This window comes from Thalassospira sp. TSL5-1, assembly GCF_001907695.1.
GTDB lineage: Bacteria > Pseudomonadota > Alphaproteobacteria > Rhodospirillales > Thalassospiraceae > Thalassospira.
Genome location: NZ_KV880638.1, coordinates 963095 through 978852, shown reverse-complemented (window position 1 = coordinate 978852; position 15758 = coordinate 963095). Strand labels below are relative to the sequence as shown.

Annotated in this window: 15 protein-coding genes; 7 read left to right on the top strand and 8 right to left on the bottom strand. The window is 55.1% G+C overall.

Annotated features, from left to right (window positions below; all coding sequences use genetic code 11):
- Positions 1-18: 18 nt before the first annotated feature.
- Together LF95_RS14000 and LF95_RS13995 are read left to right on the top strand one after the other, a co-directional pair.
- Complete coding sequence (locus LF95_RS14000; RefSeq protein ID WP_073955656.1) at positions 19-693, top strand: phage tail protein; 675 nt, start codon at positions 19-21, stop codon at positions 691-693.
- A gap of 58 nt (positions 694-751) precedes the next feature.
- Positions 752-1468 carry a phage tail protein gene (locus LF95_RS13995; protein WP_073955655.1) on the top strand — a complete coding sequence of 239 codons (717 nt, stop codon included), beginning with the start codon at positions 752-754 and terminating at the stop codon, positions 1466-1468.
- A gap of 111 nt (positions 1469-1579) precedes the next feature.
- Here the strand turns inward: LF95_RS13995 and mntR are convergent, their stop codons facing one another.
- The gene (gene mntR / locus LF95_RS13990; protein WP_073955654.1) at positions 1580-2023 is read right to left on the bottom strand and encodes a manganese-binding transcriptional regulator MntR; all 444 of its coding nucleotides are present in this window, start codon (positions 2021-2023) and stop codon (positions 1580-1582) included.
- 103 nt (positions 2024-2126) lie between these two features.
- Complete coding sequence (locus LF95_RS13985) at positions 2127-3236, bottom strand: siderophore-interacting protein (RefSeq protein ID WP_073955653.1); 1110 nt, start codon at positions 3234-3236, stop codon at positions 2127-2129.
- Between the two features lie 153 nt (positions 3237-3389).
- Between LF95_RS13985 and LF95_RS13980 the strand changes: the two genes are divergently transcribed.
- From LF95_RS13980 to LF95_RS13965, 4 genes are all read left to right on the top strand, one after another.
- Positions 3390-4256, top strand: a complete 867-nt coding sequence (locus LF95_RS13980) for a GNAT family N-acetyltransferase (RefSeq protein WP_073955652.1) — start codon at positions 3390-3392, stop codon at positions 4254-4256.
- 241 nt (positions 4257-4497) lie between these two features.
- The gene (locus LF95_RS13975) at positions 4498-5271 is read left to right on the top strand and encodes a MotA/TolQ/ExbB proton channel family protein (RefSeq protein ID WP_073955651.1); all 774 of its coding nucleotides are present in this window, start codon (positions 4498-4500) and stop codon (positions 5269-5271) included.
- A 65-nt stretch (positions 5272-5336) separates the two neighbouring features.
- Positions 5337-6248: an OmpA family protein gene (locus LF95_RS13970; protein WP_073955650.1), complete on the top strand. Its 912-nt coding sequence runs from the start codon at positions 5337-5339 to the stop codon at positions 6246-6248.
- A 114-nt stretch (positions 6249-6362) separates the two neighbouring features.
- Positions 6363-7820 carry a pentapeptide repeat-containing protein gene (locus LF95_RS13965; protein ID WP_083607686.1) on the top strand — a complete coding sequence of 486 codons (1458 nt, stop codon included), beginning with the start codon at positions 6363-6365 and terminating at the stop codon, positions 7818-7820.
- Between the two features lie 10 nt (positions 7821-7830).
- Here LF95_RS13965 and mutL read toward each other — a convergent pair whose 3' ends face one another.
- Complete coding sequence (gene mutL / locus LF95_RS13960) at positions 7831-9801, bottom strand: DNA mismatch repair endonuclease MutL (RefSeq protein WP_073955648.1); 1971 nt, start codon at positions 9799-9801, stop codon at positions 7831-7833.
- Between the two features lie 153 nt (positions 9802-9954).
- On the bottom strand, positions 9955-10857 hold the full coding sequence (locus tag LF95_RS13955) for a LysR family transcriptional regulator (RefSeq protein ID WP_073955647.1): 903 nt from the start codon (positions 10855-10857) through the stop codon (positions 9955-9957).
- A gap of 108 nt (positions 10858-10965) precedes the next feature.
- Here LF95_RS13955 and LF95_RS13950 point away from each other — a divergent pair, with 108 nt between their 5' ends.
- Complete coding sequence (locus LF95_RS13950) at positions 10966-11547, top strand: hypothetical protein (RefSeq protein WP_073955646.1); 582 nt, start codon at positions 10966-10968, stop codon at positions 11545-11547.
- A 101-nt stretch (positions 11548-11648) separates the two neighbouring features.
- On the opposite strand, the gene LF95_RS13945 is transcribed toward LF95_RS13950, so the two are convergent.
- From LF95_RS13945 to lspA, 4 genes are all read right to left on the bottom strand, one after another.
- Positions 11649-12998 carry a M16 family metallopeptidase gene (locus LF95_RS13945; RefSeq protein WP_073955645.1) on the bottom strand — a complete coding sequence of 450 codons (1350 nt, stop codon included), beginning with the start codon at positions 12996-12998 and terminating at the stop codon, positions 11649-11651.
- Between the two features lies 1 nt (position 12999).
- Positions 13000-14415 (bottom strand): M16 family metallopeptidase, encoded by a 1416-nt coding sequence (locus tag LF95_RS13940; RefSeq protein WP_073955644.1) that lies wholly within the window; start codon positions 14413-14415, stop codon positions 13000-13002.
- Positions 14416-14607: 192 nt separating this feature from the next.
- The gene (locus tag LF95_RS13935; protein WP_073955643.1) at positions 14608-15180 is read right to left on the bottom strand and encodes a DUF3035 domain-containing protein; all 573 of its coding nucleotides are present in this window, start codon (positions 15178-15180) and stop codon (positions 14608-14610) included.
- Positions 15181-15230: 50 nt separating this feature from the next.
- A complete protein-coding gene (gene lspA / locus LF95_RS13930; protein WP_073955642.1) occupies positions 15231-15704 on the bottom strand; it encodes a signal peptidase II in 474 nt (157 codons plus the stop codon).
- Positions 15705-15758: the final 54 nt, after the last annotated feature.

Genomic DNA, 15758 nt, shown 5'->3' with positions numbered 1-15758 from the left:
TCACCCAGGAAAAATTCAATGACCCATTTCAAAAAAGCTGTTCTGGCGGCAGCGATTGCGGCCTCCTCGTCACTACTTGTCACACCAAAGCAGGCAAGTGCCACTTGCTCAACCGAGCCCATGCTTGGCGGAATATGCTGGATGGCCGGAGACTACTGCCCTAAAAATTATGCAGAGGCAAACGGACAAGAATTACAAAGAACAAGCTACCCGGCACTGTATTCCCTTATGGGAAACGTATATGGCGGTACGGGAAACAGCTTTCAGCTTCCCGATCTTCGCGGACGCAGTGTTGTGGCTGAAAATGATTCACCAGGACGCCAGATCAACCGAGGCGACAAACGTGGCAGCACCACCACAACCCTGACACCAAACGACATGCCAGCCCATCTGCACATGATTAACCCGGCAATGTTCAACTTATCTGGCACGCTTAAGGCGAACATATCAACCTCCACAGCCAACAGTCCGGCAAACGGCTATCCCGGTGTTGCTTCTGCCAATCAGACGCAGGCCTATTATAATACGACCCCGGAAATAAACATGAAGGAGGGCATTGTGACCGCCAGTATAAGCGGACTAACCGGGACTACGGAGGACACAGGCGCAGCACTCCCTATAAATATAACAGCCCCTCGTCTTGGCCTGACCGCCTGTATCGCCATTAAAGGTTACTATCCACAAAGACCATAATTGCGGGAAGTGGTTATTCACTATTGCAACACAAAGCTGGCTGGCAAGGAAATCAAAGATGAAACGATCACTGAAACAATTTGGTCGGGCGGGGTATTTATCCGCTCTTACAGTATTTATACTGGCTTTTGCGAATGATCCGGGTGAGGTCAAAGCGTCAGAATGTGCTGAAGATGGATATCTTGGCTCCGTCTGCTGGACCTCCGCACTATATTGCCCCCCAGATTATGCCGCTGCAAACGGTCAGCAACTTGAAACTACTGAAAACCCAGCTTTGTACGGTGTATTAGGCTCCCGGTTTGGCGGCGACGGCGCAACAACTTTTGCTCTACCCGATTTGCGGGGACGCACGATTGCCGGCGCGGGGAAAGGGGACGACATACCCCTTGTCACATTGGGCCAATCATACGGCAGAGAAACCGTAACGCTTACGACCGGAAACCTGCCTGCCCATAAGCACGAGTGGAAACTTGGCACAGCAGAAATCACCGGAACATTAAAAGGGACTGCCACAGAGGGCAACTCCACATCGCCGCAAAACGGCTCCCCCGCGACAAGACCATCAAGCGGCCTGATCGGGAAAAAAATGCCGATTTACGGCACTGCGACAGATGCGAGACTTCACAACAATGCGGTCACCCTTTCCACCAATACAGCCACAAATCGAACACTTGCATCCGGTTCATCGACCCCGGCAGCAATACCCTTACGCCCCAGGCAACAACCCCTTCTGGCTTGCATTGTTACAAAAGGGGTGTTTCCGTCCCGTCCCTGATAATCTGTCAGCAAGAAATACCTGCACGAAAAAAACGCATATCCGGCAGGTCCCACTTTTTGGGGGCCTGCCCGGCAGCATCAGGTCATCTGGTTCATACAGAAGCCCGGATCAATCCTTGCGTTTCTGCGCCTCGGTAAACTTTCGAAAAACCTCAAGCGTTTCCGCACTGACATGATGCTCGATCCCCTCGGCATCAAACTCGGCAATTTGGGCATCCAGGCCGAGTGCGATCAGGAAGTCATACACAATCTGATGGCGTTCGCGGCATTTGTCGGCCAGCGCCTGGCCTGCCTCGGTCAGAAAGATGGAGCGGTAAGGACGGCTGGAGACAAAGCCGTCACGTTCCAGCCGTTTAATCGTGTTGTTCACCGTGGCCGGGGTCACGCCAAAACGTTCTGCCAGGGATACGGCGCGGGCCTCGCCTTCCTCGACGATCAGGTCGGCAATCATTTCCACATAATCTTCGGTAACTTCGCGCGCATGGGCATCGCGAAGCCTGGCAAAGGTTTCTGCATGGTTTTCCTTGCTTGGAAGCGCCGCCCCGCCAGCCATTCCCGTCTCCCGCTTTTGAACGACTATTTGTCATATCAAGTTCAAAAGCAAAAATCAATTTAGCACAGGCTAACTTTTTGCAGCATTGCAAAATTATCCGCGATTAAGCACCTTCCGCCCGCCAGAATGTCATGATCAGGCACTGATCGCGGTCAAGCTGGCGGTCTTTGCGGAAATGATGATGCAAATGGCGATAGGCCGCCTGTTCGCTGGCGGTCCAGCAGAATATGCGCCGTCCATCATCCGGCAGCGACACATGGCATACCGCTTCAACAAAGTCGCCTCGCCAGGTTCCGGCGGTCGGGTCAGGCACGGCACAGCCTTCGGCATGACTGCCATCCCGAAAGACCCAACCCGTGTCAAAGCCAGGATGCACCGGAATATCAAACTTTGCCTGGGGGCTGGAAACCTCGAAAATCACCTGGCCGGTTTTGTCCCCTGGCACCTCTTCAAGATAACGGCAAATTGCCGGGATACCGGTTTCATCGGCGGCAAACAAATACCAGTCGGCATCAGGCAGTTCATTGCCAACCGGCCCGCTCACCCCCACAAGCTGTCCAGATGTGGCATTCTCCGCAAAACGTGATGCCGGGCCATTGTCGCCATGCCTGACAAAATCAATATCCATCCAGCCTGCATCCACATTGATTTGGCGGATGGTATAGGTACGCTGCTCCACCCGTTTTTCGCCCGCGGGCCACACCAGCAAGCCATTTTCGCCCAGGCCGGGCCATTGCGGGGCCAAATCACCCTGCGGCGGAACAAGCAGGCGCACATGAATGCCCCCCGCTTGATACGGGGTCAGGTCATCGCCATACAGGCGCAAGCGGCGCATATCCATACTCAGGTCGGTCACACGGCCCACGGTCAATTCACGAAAATTGGGCAGCTTACCATTTTTGGCACGCCCCTGCCCCGCGCCCTGCCAGCGACATGTCACATCAGCCCCCGGCACCAATTGATCAATCATGGTGATAATATTGGTCTGAAGCTGACTGACACCGGTATCCGTTGGGGCCGCAACGACAATGTCGAGTTTTTGATCCCCAAGCCCTAACCGAAACGTCCCTGGCCCGGCCGAAATCACGCAGGTTTCACCGTCCCTTTGCACATCACAATCGTGCTCGCTGTAAAATCCACTTAACAGATTAATCGCCGCTTCAGGGTCGGGCATATTAACGTGTGTTGTTGCATGAAGGACAGAGGAAGCCATAACACGATCCGCTTGTTGGAAACAGAAAGGCTTCTTTTATTACAAATGAAAATCATTCGCAAATTTTTGTGAAAGATAAGATCGATATTCTTTTTTCTGTCCCGCGAAATGCGTTATTCCATGACATCACACACAAGATTTGATGGAAATGTGATGACCAGTCCCGAAAAGATCCGCCGTTTGCGCCCCCATAACCTGACCACCATGCTGCAATGGGCAACAACGGAGGGCTGGAACCCCGGAGATGACGACGGCGCAATCTTTTCTGCCACTGACCCGGAAGGGTTTTGGGGCCTGTTTGACAAAAAGGGCCTTGCCGCGACCCTGTCACTTGTGACCTACAGCGCCGATTTTGCCTTTATCGGTTTTTATATGTGCCGCCCGGACCGGCGTGGTCAGGGCCTGGGGCTGCGCCTGTGGAACAGCGTGCTGGAAGATGCAGTTGCCCAGACGATTGGCCTGGATGGTGTTGTGGACCAGCAGGAAAACTATGCCAAATCCGGCTTTGAGCTGGCACATCGCAATATCCGCATGGCCGGCACCCTGCCCGACCCGGCCAGTTTTACCCCGCCTGCTGATTTATATGAACTGCATATCAACGATATTGCCATTGCGGATGCCTATGAGCAAAGCCTGCGCCTGTTTGGCGAATCGCGGCTGTCTTTTCTGAAAGGCTGGATCGGCACTGAAAAACACACCGCCCTTGCCCTTTATGGCCCAATGGGCATTCGCGGTTATGGCGTGATACGCCCCTGCCAGGACGGGCACAAAATCGGTCCGCTTTTTGCTGAAAACGATGCCGATGCGAATTGCCTGTTTCAGGCCCTGCTGGCCCGGCGCGAAAGTGGCCAGGACCGACCCGTCTACCTGGACATTCCCGAACCCAACACGGCCGCCCTCGGCCTTGCGGCCCGTTACGGGATGAAAGCGGTATTTGAAACGGCACGGATGTATCGCGGGACCGATCCAAAACTGGATCTTGACCGTATTTTTGGCATCACCAGTTTTGAGCTGGGCTAGCACCTGCCCGGGCCCTTAACTTTCAATTGAAAACCGGATCACACAATTTAAAATATGCGCATCCGCGATATCGTATCCTCAAATGAGGATAGCAGGAGATATGCTGACAGGGCACTGTGCATATGGGGAATAAAATTGATTTCACTATGGAAATCGACTGGCACGTCACCAATTACTTGTATATTGGCACCGAACCGCCCCGTTTGATCTGGTAAACCACAACAGATAGCAGTCATATAGAATGGATATTGCAACACTCATTGGAATTATTGCCGGGATGGCCGTCATTGTCGGCGCCATTTTTATGGGTGGCAGCCTTACGGCATTTGTCGATGTCCCGTCCATTATGGTGGTATTTGGGGGTACGGCTGCGGCAACGCTGATCAAGTTCCCGATGCGCGATGTCATGAAATCGATGAAAACCGGCATTGCTATCGCGTTCAAAAACCCCAAGGAAGACCCGCAATCAATTTACGACAAGGCAATGGAGCTTTCGGCCCTGGTGCGTAAAAACGGCCTGTTGGGTCTGGAAAGTGTCGAAATCGAAAACGAGGTGATGAAGCGCGGCATCCGCATGTGTGTGGATGGTCACAATGGTGATGTGGTCAGAAGCTCCGTCTCGGCCGAAGTTGCCAAATCGATCCAGCGCGACGAATTGGGCGAACTGATGTTTCGCGGCATCGGCGATACCGCCCCCGCATTTGGCATGATCGGCACGCTGGTTGGCCTGGTGCAGATGCTGGCAAACCTGTCTGACCCGGCGGCTATTGGCCCGGCAATGGCGATTGCCATGTTAACCACCTTTTACGGTGCCGTGCTGGCAAACCTGATCGCAATTCCCATTGCCGACAAACTGGCGCTGAAGGTTGAACAATTGCGCAATACCAAGGAACTGATTGTCGAGTCAGTTGTACAAATTCAGGCCAGCCAAAGCCCGATGGTAATGAAGGAAATTCTTGGCCCCTATCTTCCGGGGGGCATCCCGGTCGATACCGAAGCAGCCGAAGGCGCGTGATCGCCTGATGGCAATCTGCGCCCAACCATCTTTGATTTTTTCATAACCCCGGATAATTTTGTTTCATGGCCAAAAAACCCGCAGCAGGCGCACCCGCATGGATGGCGACATTTGCCGACCTGATGTCGCTGTTGCTGGTGCTGTTTGTATTGCTGCTGACATTTGCCGAAATGGATGTGGTGAAATACAAGGCCATTGCAGGCTCGGTCAAAGCCGCCTTCGGCTTTGCCAAGGATGACCAGCTTGCCGGGGTGATTGAAATGGATGGGTCCCTGCTGGGCAAGGCGATTAAAAATCCCTCGCCCGATACCCCGCGCGTTATCACCGAATTACCGCCGGTTCAAACACCCAAGGTCGAAATCGAGAAAACCGATACCGGTAAGGAACAGGCGGAAAAGCTTGAAAATACGCTGGGCACTGTTCTCAAGCGCATGGGCATGCACGACCAGATCGGGATTGAGCGCAAGGGCGACGAAGTGGTGATGCGGTTTCCCGACGAGATTGCCTTTCCATCCGGGTCATCACAAATGACCAAAAGCTTCGGCGCCATTCTGGACCGGGTTTTACCGGTCATCGAACAAACCGAAGGCACCGTGATTGTTGCCGGTCATACCGACAATATCCCGCTTTCATCCTCGTCCTATTTCCAGTCCAACTGGGATTTGTCCGCCTCGCGCGCAACATCCGTGCTGCACTGGATAATCGACAAGGAACATATGGATCCCGCACGCCTGATCCTACAGGGATTTGGCGATAGCCGCCCGATTGCCGATAACGACACACCCGAAGGGCGCGCCAAAAACCGCCGTGTTGAATTAACCATCATTCTGGAAGACCCGGCAGCGTCCCAAAAACCGGATAATGCCCCGGCAGAAGACACCCAGTCCGGCGGGCCCACGCAGCCAGGAGACCCTGCAACACTGGACGAACAGAGCAATCGCCCAGGCACCGGTTTTATCCGCCGGGCACGGCCCTGATTTTCCCAGCCTGAAAACCCGGTTGAGGAAATAGATTGTGCTTGCCTCTGCACAAACCGGTATATATCACCATATGCAATGGTATAGATTTCACTCAGGATATGCTGCACCAAAATGTCGTCAATGTCCGATTTGTCCATCCTTTATGCTGATTACAGCCCCAAGGCCGCCAGCCTTGTGCGCGAAGCGTTGCAGCCGCTCAATATCAGTGCCTTTTATACCAGTGAAACCCAGGAAGAGACGCTGGCAATGGCACATCGCTATCGTCCGCGTCTGGTTATGGTCAGCCTGCAGCTTGACGGGTATCAGGGCATTAAAACCATTGGCTATCTGCGCGCCCTGTCGCGCAATAACGACCCCTATTTCAACCAGGTTCCGGTCCTGCTTGGCGCAAAATCGCTGACGCGTGAGGCCATGCGCCATGCTGTTGCCGTGGGTATCGAAGGCGTCTTTCGCCAGCCTGTCAATCCTGACCGGTTAAACCGCATCGTCAATACGGTTGTCTCTACGCCGCGCCGATTCGTGCTGGATGGCGACTATTTTGGCCCCTCGCCACAAAAAACACCCCAAACAACCCAGACCGCTCCTGCCGATGCGGCCAATGCCGGCAAAACAGCTCATGACGAAGCCCGGATCATTGGCAACGAAAACGACGATCCGGCAAACCAGGATTTACCGGTTTTACGCAGCGCCCGGCAGTCCAATGCCGGGGTTATCCTGCGCCCAACCCGCAAAACAGCCCCCGTTTCACGACCGCCGGTGACCAAGGGACGCAGCATAAGTGGCTCTGGCTCTGGCGCTGCCCTGCCGCGGCCTGCTGCCAAGGGGGATAAACAGATATCGCGCCTGGCCCTGTCAGACGAAGATTTGGTTGCACCAGCCCTTGACCAACCCCAGCCCAAAACACTTGATGCCAGCGACCTCGTACGCTCCAATCAGGAAGCGGCCAAATCCGCCCTGCCGGTTGAGACGGCATCCCTCCCCAAAGCAAAAGCCACCCCGGCGGATGAAGCCGGGGAAGAGGACGCTGATGAGGGCGCAATTGTCGATGATCAGAACCTGGTTGAAATTGACATCAAAACCGCCCTTTTGACCCATAAAACCTGGGTTGATACCGGGGGCAAGGAAGGGCAGATGGTGTCGTTTGAACATGCCGATTTGCGCCATGAGGATTTGGAAGGCATTGATTTAACGCGCTGTGTTTTACCAAAGGCATCGCTGCAAAATGCCAATTGCGAAGGCACCGTTTTACGGCGCTGCGATTTAACAATGGCCAATTTCACCGGGGCCAACCTGAAAAACGCCATTCTGGCCGCCAGCCGCCTGAACGGGGCCAATTTCAAGGATGCGCGACTGACTGGCACAGTGTTTTTAGGCGCGGATCTGACCAATGCCAATCTACGCGGGGCCAAGCTGCCGCAATGCGATTTCAGCGGCTGTAACCTGTCAAAAACCGACCTGCGCGATGCAGATCTGTCTTCGGCCAAGGGCCTGTTTTCCGAACAGATCCAGCGCGCACGCATCAATGCCAATACCCGCCTGCCGCGTGACATGAAGCTAAAAACGGTCTAGAAAATTCCGCCTAACGACGGCCAAACATCTTTTCAATGTCGTTCAGCTTCAGCTCAACATAGGTCGGGCGGCCATGATTGCACTGCCCGGAATGCGGGGTCGCTTCCATCTGGCGCAGCAGGGCATTCATTTCATCGGCATTAAGCTTGCGCCCCGAACGGACCGAGCCATGACAGGCCATTGTTGCACAAACATGCATCAAACGGTCCTTAAGCGCCATGCCCTGCCCCAGTTCAGCCAGTTCATCGGCCAAATCACGCACCAGGGCGGCCACATCAACCTTGCCCAGCATGGCAGGCACTTCGCGCACCACTAGCGCGCCTGGGCCAAAGGGCTCAATCACCAAACCCAATTCGGCAAATTCCTCTGCCCGGTCGGCAACACGCTCGGCACCGGATTCATCAAGTTCGACGACTTCGGGCAATAAAAGCCCCTGGCGCTTGACCCCGGTTTCGGCAAGGTCCGCCTTCATGCGTTCATAGACAATGCGTTCGTGGGCGGCGTGCTGATCGACAATCACCAACCCGTCGCGGGTTTGTGCAATGATATAATTGGCATGCACCTGACCGCGTGCCGCCCCCAAGGGGTGATCGACAAACCGGGCATCATCGGTGACATCAATGCGCGCCGATGGCGAGGCACTGGCATAGCCCCCGGCAAGGGCCGCTGCCGCCGCGCCTGCAAAACCGCCATTCGCGTCACTTCCCGTGCCATCTGCCCCCGAAGGATGCCCGCCAAAATCACGCGGGCGGTCAAATAGGCCTCCAATCGCAGGGCCACGCGGGTTATCGAGCGGGGCCTGGGCGGCATAATTGCGTTCAATCGCCTGATGGCCGGGATAGGAAGATGCACTGCCATAGCCGCCATAACCACTGATCCCCGGCCGCGCCGCGCCATAGCCTGCCGCACCGCCGGGCAATTCGCCCTCGCGGCGTACCGCGCCCATTGCCATATCGGCCACCGTGGTGGAGGCCCGGTGCCCGGCCCCGGCCAGGGCGTGTTTAAGCGCCCCCACAATCAGTCCGCGCACCAGCCCCGGGTCACGAAAGCGCACTTCGGTTTTACCGGGATGCACGTTGACATCCACATCACGCGGTTCAAGTTCCAAAAACAGGGCCAGCAACGGGTGGCGGTCACGGGCCAGAAAATCCTGATAGGCCCCGCGCACGGCCCCCTGCAACAGCCGGTCCTTGACCGGGCGGCCATTAACAAACAGGAACTGCATTTGCGCATTGCCCCGGTTCAGGGTCGGCACCCCGGCATAGCCGGTCAGGCGGATACCTTCACGTTCCGCATCAATCTGCAGGGCATTATCCTGAAATTCGCGGCCCATGACAGCGCCCAGCCGTTTTAACCGCGCATCAAACAAATCCCCCGCACAGGCCGGGTAATTCAGGATCGATTTGTTATTATCCCCGCTTAAACTAAAGCTCACATCCGGTCGCGCCATTGCCAGGCGTTCCATGATCTCGCGGGCATACATTTGCTCGGTCCGGGCGGTTTTTAAGAATTTTAACCGCGCCGGCGTGGCATAAAACAGATCCCGCACTTCAACCCGTGTGCCAAACGGATGCGCGGCCGGTTCGGGCTCGCCCTTCAGGCCTCCCTCCACACTCAGGCTCCAGGCGTTTTCCGCCCCCTTGGTCCGGCTGGTCAGACGCATGCGCGAGACAGAGCCGATAGAGGGCAATGCCTCGCCACGAAAGCCCATGAAGGCAATGTTAAACAGGTCATCATCAGGCAATTTTGATGTCGCATGACGTTCGACAGCCAGCGCCAATTCCTCGGGCGACATGCCCCGGCCATCATCGGTCACAGAAAGCAGGGTCCGCCCGCCTTCGCGCAGGGCAACATCCACCTTTTTGGCCCCGGCATCCAGGGCATTTTCCACCAGTTCCTTGAGCGCGGCAGCCGGGCGTTCGACGACCTCACCAGCGGCGATCTGATTGATCAGATTCTGGGGTAGAATGCGCAGCGACATAAACAAAAGCCTGTGTTGTTCGTTCCCCTATATAGAAGGGCAGCACCCCCAAAAGCAACAGGGGCGGCGAAATGGATTTGTCGTCACGCTCCGGTTTCTGTGCGATAAAGGCTGATCATGCTGATCTATCGCCTTTTCATGCCTAAAAGTGGCCTATTCCGGCTGCCATTGTTGCGACAAAGCCCTGGCAAACCATAATCCTGCCGGGCCCAGCACCTTGTCTCGACGATAGGCCACAACAATCCTGAGTTCGGGCAACTGATCCAGGCCGTCCCATTCGACAGGCGAGAGTTCCACCAAGCGGCCTGCCCGAATGTCGGCACACACCATATATTCGGGCAAAGCCCCCCACCCGGCCCCGCGCAGGATCATGCTTTTTTTCATATTCAAATCATCGGTTTTCCAAAAGTCAGGGGTCTGCAGGGCATAATTTCGCTTGTCGCGCCCCTCGATCCGCCCGGAAACCATGATTTGCAAATGTTTCTGCATTTCGGTCGGATATAACGCCGTTTGCTGGGCGGCGAGTGGATGGTCCGGGGCCGCAACGGCCACCATCCGTTCAGCACCACAGGAATAACGGATATAACCGCTACCCATTGGCAAAAATTCCGGCATGATGGCGATATCCGCACGGCCATCATCGAGCACCTCTGCCCGCTGGATCGTCTGCGTCATCAATTCGACCCGAACCGTGGGAAACTGCTCCTGAAAGTCGATCAGGGTATCAATCACCGGATCGGGCGAAACAAACTGGCTAACGGCAATCGTCACCGATGCTTCAAGCCCGCGCGAAATACCCGCCACCTTGCGCCAATATTCCGAAACATCCCCCTGCACCTTTTGCGCATAAGGCAGCAACAAATGCCCGGCCCGGGTCAATGTCGGGCGATACATGTCGCGATCAAACAATATCAGCCCGGTTTGAGATTCCAGCTTCTGCACGGCATAGGTAATCGCCGACTGCGTTCTGTTCAAATGACGCGCCGCTGCCGCAAAACTTCCCAGCTCTGCGATACATACAAAAACCTTAAGCTGATCGAGGGTGATTTCTGCCATATCTTCAAATTATTTGAACAAGATCAGCAGAACAATAGAATTTTTTCCAAACAAGACTGTCAGTAGGTTTTGCCAGGAGCGGACAAAACTTTATCAAGGTTGCATGACATGACAATTGCTACCCCCGGCTTTCTTCAGGCACTAATTTATCAGGCAGTGCTGATTGCCCACCTGTTTTCCTTTGCCTTTGCAATTGTGTTGGTCGCAAAGGCGGACCTGGCAATGTTAAGCGGCGCATATCACGCAGGACGACGAAACCTGACAAGCGATGCCAGAAACACCGCCTTTTGGCTTGCCATGTTATGGATTTCGGGCTTGGCCCTGATTGGTATGGGAATTGGCTTTGCACCCGCTGCAATCATGGCGAATGGCAAGGTGTTTGCCAAAGTCACCGTGGTTGCCATCCTGACACTGAATGGCCTGTTCCTGCATTTTTATGCCTTCCCGTTTTTTGCCGGTTCTCGGGGCACAATCACCAACTTTCAAATACTTGTCTGCAGTGTATCAGGTGCCGTTAGCTCTGTTTCATGGCTGTTTGCCTCGCTTTTTGGTGTGGCGCGCAAGGTTGCCCCCTTTATGACCTATCAAAATTTCATGTCGGTTTATCTGATTTGCCTGGCAGGTGGCCTTGCCATTGCCCTGACATTCGCCCGCCCCTTCATTCGGCGGAATTTTACCGCCGCGGCCTAAGCTCCAAAGAACAAATATCGTCACAAAAGACAGGGCCCGCATCCATCCGGTGCGGGCCCTGTCATAACTGCTCGATGCCTGTGAAGGTTCTTTCCAGCGTATTAAAAGCTCAGTTTACCTTCGGGCTTACCGACCACAATGGCCGTCACGTGATCCGGGTCCAAAAGGTCCTTTGCCACCCGGTTAACATCATCCAACGACACCGCATTGACGTAATCATTGCGCTTGTCGAGGAAATCGATGCCAAGGTCTTCAGTCTGCATGCCCACCAGCATGCCCGAAAGGTTGCCAAGGCTGGTAAAGCGCAGCGGAAAGGCTCCGGTCAAATAGGATTTGGCGTTATTCAGTTCGGTTTGGCTAATGCCTTTATCCTTCATTTTCTGCCATTCATCACGAATGACCGACAGGCTTTTACCAATCGCATCATTACGGGTGGCAACACCGCCCATCATGAAATTGGCTTCGTCCAGATTGGCAAGGTAGCTGTATACACCATAGGCAAGGCCACGTTTTTCACGCACTTCCTCGGTTAGGCGCGAAGAAAAACCACCGCCGCCCAGAATGTAATTCATCACATAGGCCGCGTAAAAATCCTTGTCCTTGCGATCAATGCCCTTTTGGCCCCAAATCGCCTGGCTTTGCGGATTATCCTGCGCAATCACCTGCACGTCACCGCCAAATTTGGGCGTTACAGCCGGAATTTCCGGGACTTTGCTGTGTTCCGGCAGGCCGCCAAAGGCCTCGTCCAGAAGCGGGCCGAGTTCCTTGGCGGTAATATCGCCCGCAACCCCAATCACCAGATTGTCGCGCGCCAGCGACTGTTTGACGAAATCGCGCAAGTCGGCAACCTTCAGGTCATTGACCGTTTCAAAGGTGCCTTCTACCGGGCGGGCATAGGGATGGGTGCCAAACACGCTTTTGAAAAAGGCGCGCTGGGCCATCGAACCGGGGTCGGTTTCCTGCTGCTTCAAACCCGCCACGATCTGGGAGCGAATGCGTTCCACCGCCTCGTCATCAAAACGCGGCGATGTCAGCGACAGTTTCAACAGGTTAATCGCGGTCGGGCGTTCGCGAGTCAGTGTCACCACCGATCCGGTAAAGTCATCGCGCCCGGCATCATAGGACAGGCTGATGGATTTGTTTTCCATCAGGCCCCGAAAGGTCTGGCTATCCATATCGCCCGCCCCTTCATCAAGCAGGCCCGAAACCATATTGGCCCGGCCCAGCTTGCCATCGGGATCAGTTGACGCACCAGCGCCCTTGAAGGCGAAATCGATGGTCAAAAGCGGGTTTAAATGATCCTCGATCAGCCAGGCCTTGATCCCGCCCTTGCTGACCACTTCCTGCACTTCGACTGCCTTGGCCGAGGCCATATCAAACCCGGTCAGTGCCACCAGTGCGACCAGACCAAAGGCAAAATGGCGTGATGTGTTTTTCAATGAAAATGCCATATCAATGCGTCTCCATCTCGCCGGTTACGGGGGCCGTCGGCATACCGGGGCCTTTAGCCCCCTTGGGTCGCAACAGCCAGCCCGTGACAGACCGTTTGTCATCCAGCACGTTACGCGCTGCCGCATTAACCTGGTCCAGCGTGACAGCCTTGATACGGTCCGGCCAGCTTTCCACCTGGTCCACCGTCAGGCCAACGGCCAGAGCCTCGCCCAACGTTCTTGCGCCTGCCGAAAGCGAATCCCGGGCAAAAACCGCACTGTCGAGCAGACGCTGGCGAGCTTCATCCAGTTCCTTTTGGGTGATGCCATCTTTCAGGGTTTTGGCAATTTCAGCATCCAAAGCCGCCTCTAGGTCCGCCATTTCAACACCATCACGCGGCACGGCATAAAACCCGAAGGTCGACAGGTCCATTGCCACCGGGTCATAAAAACTGCCTGCCGATGTTGCCAGTTTCTGATCCACCACCAGCGATTTATAAAGGCGGCTGGTGGTGCCAGAGCCCAGAATTTCGCTAAATATTTCCAACGGGGCGGCTTCGTCAGAATGTTCGGTATTATAAGACGGAGCCAAATAATAGCGCGACATGGAAGGCTGGCCAACACGGGCGTCGGTCAATGTCACCTTGCGCGGGGCGTGCTGGGTTGGTTCCGTCACACGCACCCGTTTGGGAACGTCGCGGGCCGGAATGCTGCCGTAATATTTTTCGGCCATCGGCTTAAGCTCGTCCATCGTGATGTCACCGGCCACCACCAGAATGGCATTATTGGGCGCATACCATTTTTTGTACCAGTTCATGGCATCTTCGGTGGTCAGTTGCTTCATTTCATGCAGCCAGCCAATAATCGGCCGTCCATAGGGATGCTGCATGAAAAGGGCATTGCGCATTTGCTCGCCCAACAGCGCACTGGGGTTATTGTCGATCCGCATGCGGCGTTCTTCAATAATCACGTCGCGTTCGGGCAACACCACCTTGTCGCTTAGTTGCAGGTTCTGCATGCGGTCGGCTTCCATTTCCATCACCATGCCCAGGCGGTCCCGCGCGATGTTCTGGAAATAGGCGGTGTAATCCCAGGCGGTAAAGGCATTATCCTGGCCGCCATTGCGCGCCACGATTTTGGAAAATTCACCCGGGGCAATCTTTTGGGTGCCCTTGAACATCAGATGTTCCAGAAAATGGGCAATGCCCGAGGTACCAGGTACTTCGTCGGCAGCACCGACCTTGTACCACACCATTTGGGTGACAACCGGGGCACGGTGGTTTTCCACCAGCACCACCTGCATGCCGTTCGATAAGGTTGTTGTTTTGGGGTTAAAAACCCCGGCCTGCGCCAGTGGGGCAAACGTAACCAATACCAGCAACAAAACCGGAAGCACGACCGGAAAGCGATGCCAAACACGTTGGGACGAAAATTTCATGCTGTCTTCCTTGGGAATCTGTCCGGGAATTTAGCGGATTATTTTTATGACCTGCCAGTTATCACGGAATGTGGCAGGATACCCTGATTAAGAAGCGATTATGACGGAACAAGGGCGCGGAAGATCCGCGCCCCTGCTTTTTCATCACAATTTTGCGAGCAGCCCTTATGGGCGACGCCGGTATTGATATTCCTAGAAAATATCTTCGAGGATACCTTTTTTACGACGCTCGATAGTCGGCGTTTCGCCTTCCGTCACCGAATTACCCAATGCCTGCTGGTCACGAATGCGCTTGGCTTCTTTTGCCGGGTCCACTTCGCTGCCAAATGCCGGCTTTTCCTGCCAGAAAACCAACCGGTCGATGACGCTGTCGTTTTCCTTGATCAGGATCGAGGTTTCACGATCAACTTCCGAACGGATATTGGGATCAGCATATTGTGCCCCACCCTTTTCCAGCAAAGCCACTTCGCCACTGCTGCGATCTTTGGCATTCAGGTCGCGCGCCACCGGGGTCGGCGACTCACCGATCAACAGGCTACGGGCCTGCTGGGTGACGGTGCCTGTTTGCGGGCGCGGTGCGCCCGGGTCCGGGGCACGCAGGTTAAATTCGGGCGGCATGCTCAGGGGGGCGCGCGAAACAACCTGAAACTCGTCGGGCGACTGTTTGTTCAGCCCGAAGGTTTCCTTGGTTGATTCACAACCGGTCACGGCAAGCGCCAACCCGGTTAGCGCCACAATCCTGATCAGATGAGATTTCCGGGTCATTCACGCCTCTTGCAAGTCTGTCATCGGGACCACATTTGGCCCGACCAAAATTATCGCGAAGTTTTTTTACCGCCAAATAGGGAATCGATCAACAGTAACGCGGCACCAATCGTGATTCCCGTATCGGCGATATTAAATACCGGCCAGTGATAGCCTGCAACATGCAAATCAATAAAGTCTGTCACAGCACCGTGGCGCAGCCGGTCCACCAGGTTGCCCACGGCCCCGCCAACCACCATTGCCAGGGCGATTCCCAGCATGCGGTCGCGGGTCCGCCACATCCAGATTAAAAAGCCAATCGTGATGACAGCCGTACCAATAATCATCACCCACGGTGCCTGCCCCTGAAACAGACCAAAGGAAACACCGGGATTCCACGCCAGAACAAAATTCATAAACGACGTGACCTTGATGTAACGCGCCGGATCCGACAGCGCATCAATCGCGATCTGTTTGGTCCACTGGTCCAGGATAAAGACCAACGCCAACACCGGAAGGCCCAAGGCAAAGGCGCGATGTTTCATCAATTTTCTTTCCGTCTGCCCATATGTCAGGGCCGGACATTCCTGCCCGGCCCG

Bases quoted from the DNA above. Each gene is read 5' to 3' on its own strand.
- LF95_RS13945 (WP_073955645.1), bottom strand. From the start codon at position 12,998: ATGGCATTTTCATTGAAAAACACATCACGCCATTTTGCCTTTGGTCTG.
- LF95_RS13980 (WP_073955652.1), top strand. From the start codon at position 3,390: ATGACCAGTCCCGAAAAGATCCGCCGTTTGCGCCCCCATAACCTGACC.
- mutL (WP_073955648.1), bottom strand. From the start codon at position 9,801: ATGTCGCTGCGCATTCTACCCCAGAATCTGATCAATCAGATCGCCGCT.
- LF95_RS13955 (WP_073955647.1), bottom strand. From the start codon at position 10,857: ATGGCAGAAATCACCCTCGATCAGCTTAAGGTTTTTGTATGTATCGCA.
- LF95_RS13995 (WP_073955655.1), top strand. From the start codon at position 752: ATGAAACGATCACTGAAACAATTTGGTCGGGCGGGGTATTTATCCGCT.
- LF95_RS14000 (WP_073955656.1), top strand. From the start codon at position 19: ATGACCCATTTCAAAAAAGCTGTTCTGGCGGCAGCGATTGCGGCCTCC.
- LF95_RS13970 (WP_073955650.1), top strand. From the start codon at position 5,337: ATGGCCAAAAAACCCGCAGCAGGCGCACCCGCATGGATGGCGACATTT.
- LF95_RS13935 (WP_073955643.1), bottom strand. From the start codon at position 15,180: ATGACCCGGAAATCTCATCTGATCAGGATTGTGGCGCTAACCGGGTTG.
- LF95_RS13985 (WP_073955653.1), bottom strand. From the start codon at position 3,236: ATGGCTTCCTCTGTCCTTCATGCAACAACACACGTTAATATGCCCGAC.
- LF95_RS13975 (WP_073955651.1), top strand. From the start codon at position 4,498: ATGGATATTGCAACACTCATTGGAATTATTGCCGGGATGGCCGTCATT.
- mntR (WP_073955654.1), bottom strand. From the start codon at position 2,023: ATGGCTGGCGGGGCGGCGCTTCCAAGCAAGGAAAACCATGCAGAAACC.
- LF95_RS13950 (WP_073955646.1), top strand. From the start codon at position 10,966: ATGACAATTGCTACCCCCGGCTTTCTTCAGGCACTAATTTATCAGGCA.
- LF95_RS13940 (WP_073955644.1), bottom strand. From the start codon at position 14,415: ATGAAATTTTCGTCCCAACGTGTTTGGCATCGCTTTCCGGTCGTGCTT.
- lspA (WP_073955642.1), bottom strand. From the start codon at position 15,704: ATGAAACATCGCGCCTTTGCCTTGGGCCTTCCGGTGTTGGCGTTGGTC.
- LF95_RS13965 (WP_083607686.1), top strand. From the start codon at position 6,363: ATGTCGTCAATGTCCGATTTGTCCATCCTTTATGCTGATTACAGCCCC.